This window comes from Persicitalea sp. (genome assembly GCF_041751555.1).
Taxonomy (GTDB): domain Bacteria; phylum Bacteroidota; class Bacteroidia; order Cytophagales; family Spirosomataceae; genus Persicitalea.
The window spans coordinates 1-3,859 of sequence record NZ_JBGSXF010000125.1; the positions used below are offsets into that span (position 1 = coordinate 1).

Here is a 3,859-nt window from a genome sequence, read left to right on the forward strand (position 1 = left end):
ACGGACTGCACATCGGCGACTGGCACTGGGCGTTGGTAAAGAGCGTCCCACGACTGATGAGCTTATCGAGATTGGGCGTGATGGCATCCGGGTGGCCCATGCCGCCGATGAAGTCGTTCAGATCATCCACGCTGATCATGACGATGTTGGGGCGATCGGGTTGTTGGGCGTGGGCAGACTCGGAGCATCCGAGGGTACACACAACTACCAGCAAAAATAAAAAGTACCTATTCATAGGATTGAAAGTAGTAGTTTGAGCTCAACTACTAACACGACCGATTTCCCGGAGACCATATTGATTGGTTCAGTCCAACAGCCGTACGTTGTACTGCCGCGGGCCGGGCTGGTACTTCTTGAATGCCGTTTTCCTAAAAGGCGCGGGGGTAAAAATAAATACGTAGCGATCCCAGGGATTGTATAACACCGCCTCCTCTCGTGCGTCGCCGCAGATATCCGCCGGAACGCAATGATACCAGCCTTGTCGGAGATTACCCTGGACACTGGGTAGTTCTGTAAAAGTGTGCGCTAACCTCCCCTGCCCGTTCCATAGCGTTCCGCCGTTGTAGAGGTAGGCGGGCTGACCGGAGCCTTCCCAGTATATGGCATCCATGCCTGTGTTGTTGGGCGATTCGTTGACTTTGAATTTCCTGATAATCTTGCCGTTTTGCCCCACCAGCATCATGTCGGTGTTGTGGCCGTTGTAGCGGATCATCATCTGCGGCCCCGGCAGATCGTCGGAAAAGTGAGCTACGCGCAGCTCCTGCCCGTGCGGCACTACCTCCTCGCCCAGAGCCAGGATGGCGTTTCCCTTTTCGTCCATCACGTGGCCGAAGCCCGAGCAGAAGGCCCGCTTTTTCTCGTAATTGTCCCAGTAGTCGATCACGACCGCATCCATATTCTTACCTAGTTTCTTTTCCCAAAGTGGCTTGCCATCGGGACTGAGAACATAGTAGCCACCATTGATTTCATCGCGGCCATCATTGTCCATATCGCCCACCGCTGGAACGTAGGCCGGGCAGTTGGCGTATTCATCCCATTCGTTCTCGTAGGTCCAAAGTACCCGCAACTCGTTGTCGAAGGCAATGATTTTTTTGCCTAGTTTGACGATAAAATCTTGCGGCGTGGAATTACCCCGAAGATTAGCAATCAGAATACGCTGATGAACCCAGTTTGGGCCCTGGCCCCGACTGCTGGTCAGTTGCGGCGGACTTGCTTGCTGCTTCACCCGCCCCGTACTCCCGTCCAAAATCTGCACGACGACGTTGGCCATGCTTTGCGGTACAACGGTTTCAGTATCCTTCACGAAAAAAGTAAGTACCTCGGTTTTTCCGTCGCCGTCGATGTCGAAAACCACCACCGGACCGGGACGGTTAGGCTGCAGGCCGCCCTCGCCCTTTTGCCAGAGTACCTTCCCATTCTGGTCGAACGCACCCAGAAAGCAGGGCTGCACGGCTCCCCCATCTACGGAATTGGCGGCTCGGTACACGATAAAGTCTGCTTGCCCGTCGTTTGTCAGGTCGCCTAATCGGAGGTCGCCGGCGTAGGTGAGGCCGTCAATAGTAGTCAGGAAGGCGGAGGGAATGGGGATTTTCTGGTGGAGGATAGGTGTCGTAGTTGCTGCCGCAAATTTATTGGAGCAAATTTTCACCGGAAAAATCGCAAAAAAATATCCCGCCCAAATTAAAAGTACTGTACACACGCTATATTAGGTTACCCTGTTACAATCGCCTTCCATAGCAAAGATTGGGTAGTCGATCTACTACTTGCCGTTCAACATCATCGTGCCCTTTCTCTATCGACACTTTCTTCACCCGACGACTACCTCAAATCTTTAATTTCTTTTCCAAAATTCCCATCGTCTCTTTCTGCCTTTTTTCGACAAATTTTTTCCCTTTGGCTGCCTTCTTCCGAGCCGCTGCGGGGTTATGCGCCATCGCCAGCACCGCCGAGACGTAGCGGGCAATATCTGCCTCGTCGTCGAAGTCGAACAGCCAGTCGTCCAAGCCGATGTCGCGCCACATAAGGCCCTTGCTGGTCTGCTCGGCGAAGCGGCCCACGATGGCCGGGATGCCGTTGCCAAGGCACATGATGGGCGAGTGCATTTCCAGCCCGAAGATTCCCGCCGAACGAACGTAGGTACTTACGGCCTCGTCGGTGAGCCAATAGCGATCTCGCCACACGACTTTCTCTTTTACATCCTCGGGTAGTTTGTCCAGCAAGATTTGCTTGCCGAGTTTGACCTGGGTTTCGTCCTCGGGACAGATCAGGACTTTCATAGGCGTCTGCCGGACTACTGCGATGATCGCTTCGCGCAACGGCGCGTTGTCGTGCTCGCGCATGAGTTCGTTGCGGGCGTTTTTCTTTTCATCCAACGCCCGGTTCTTGCTCGGAACTTCCCACCACGGTGTGAGCCGATTGCGGGGAATCACGCACATAAATTTATCTTCTTCCAGGCCATGTTCATTCATGAAGGCCGCAGCGGACGCGTCATCGCGCAAGTCTACGGCGAACGCCCCATCGGGACAGAACTCCATCACCGGATTGTTCACACCTAGTTTCTTGGCCAAATCCAGCGAAACCGAATCGCGGAAGAAAGCGAAGGCAGCGGCGTTGAGCAATTGCACATCGAGCGGATTGGCTTCAATGACTTCTTTGGGATCGTCGCTGTAAACGCCCGGAAAGGTGATGCCGTACACGCCGTAAGGCTTGCCCGTTTCCTCCTTCCAGCGCTTCACGTCACCGCGGGCCACCAGCGACGGGCCGGAGCCATGCAGCAGGAAGTCGCACTCTATCATAGCGCGGGCTACTGCTTCCTTATCCGAATTGGTAAATATTTCGATTTCCGGGAATCGACCAGACAACATCTCCCTAACACCGTTTCCGACATCGGTGGCCCACAGGCGCACCCGAACCTCGGGCAAGTGCTTTTCGAGTAGGTGCAATACGCCGGGTGTATGACCGATATCGCCGATGTTGACCGTCTGCCAGGACGAGCGGAGTACAAGTTCTTTTTTAGATTTGGAACCACCGGGTCTTTTGGCAAAGGAATTCTGGCCTAACAGAGAGGTCGCGAGCAGCGAGGTCAACGTCAAAAAATTTCGACGCGAATATCTTTTTGTATCCATTAGTTAGTAGATTTCAGGTGATTATCTTTAGGTATTAGGATCAGTATCTAAACTCAAAATTCGGGTTTTCTACCGCTTAGGAACTGCCAAGATAATGGTTGATGCAGCCGATTTCCGCCGAAAAGTTGGAGATAGAAGTTGATTGAATTTTAACACTCGGCAATTGAATTTTCTTTTCTCGTTTACGTGATTCTGTACTATCGGAAAAGTAGTTCAGCGCCCTGGCGGGAATCCTGGGCAAAACCCGGTCGAGCATTTCTTCCCAGCCGATGACCTTCCCGCCCGATTCGGACGAGTTGCCGTCATCTTTCAAGAAACCAGAAGATCCGTTGGGCCGGGGGGTAGGTTGCGTCATGAGGATATTTCACAAATTACCCCGGAAGCGTAGTTAGGCACCCGCCAGAATCTTCAACGCTTCCTGATCCTTATACTCCACCATCAGCTTTTGTAATTTCTCTTTCAGCTCTTTGGTAACTGCTTCGGTGCCCTTCTGACCGTAAATGTTCGACACCTCAGTCGGGTCTTTCTGCATGTCGAACAGCTCCCACGAGTCGGCCCCGCCGTAGAAGTAGACCAGTTTGTACCGCTCCGTCCTGACGCCGAAATGAGGATATACGTGGTGCGGCTGCGGAAATTCGTAGTAGTGGTAGTAGGCTTCATTGCGCCAGGGTACTTTTTTAGGATCGACGGCTTTCAGCAGCGGGAAGAACGACTTACCCTGCATATCAGAGGGA

The 3,859-nt window shown here is 53.0% G+C and carries 4 protein-coding genes and 1 pseudogene; all 5 read right to left on the reverse strand.

Annotation, left to right across the window (positions count from 1 at the left end; all coding sequences use genetic code 11):
- A pseudogene (locus ACEW8P_RS04215) lies at positions 1 to 235 on the reverse strand (sulfatase); the annotation flags it as partial.
- A gap of 69 nt (positions 236 to 304) precedes the next feature.
- Positions 305 to 1,648 carry a hypothetical protein gene (locus ACEW8P_RS04220; protein WP_373511860.1) on the reverse strand — a complete coding sequence of 448 codons (1,344 nt, stop codon included), beginning with the start codon at positions 1,646 to 1,648 and terminating at the stop codon, positions 305 to 307.
- A 175-nt stretch (positions 1,649 to 1,823) separates the two neighbouring features.
- Positions 1,824 to 3,086 (reverse strand): polysaccharide pyruvyl transferase family protein, encoded by a 1,263-nt coding sequence (locus ACEW8P_RS04225; protein WP_373511861.1) that lies wholly within the window; start codon positions 3,084 to 3,086, stop codon positions 1,824 to 1,826.
- Positions 3,087 to 3,201: 115 nt separating this feature from the next.
- On the reverse strand, positions 3,202 to 3,480 hold the full coding sequence (locus ACEW8P_RS04230) for a hypothetical protein (RefSeq protein WP_373511862.1): 279 nt from the start codon (positions 3,478 to 3,480) through the stop codon (positions 3,202 to 3,204).
- A 33-nt stretch (positions 3,481 to 3,513) separates the two neighbouring features.
- A partial coding sequence (locus ACEW8P_RS04235; RefSeq protein ID WP_373511863.1) for a sulfatase/phosphatase domain-containing protein occupies positions 3,514 to 3,859 on the reverse strand: 346 nt, incomplete at its 5' end.

What these genes read in the sequence shown, in the direction of transcription:
- ACEW8P_RS04230 (WP_373511862.1), bottom strand. Translation starts at nt 3,480, where the DNA reads ATGACGCAACCTACCCCCCGGCCCAACGGATCTTCTGGTTTCTTGAAA.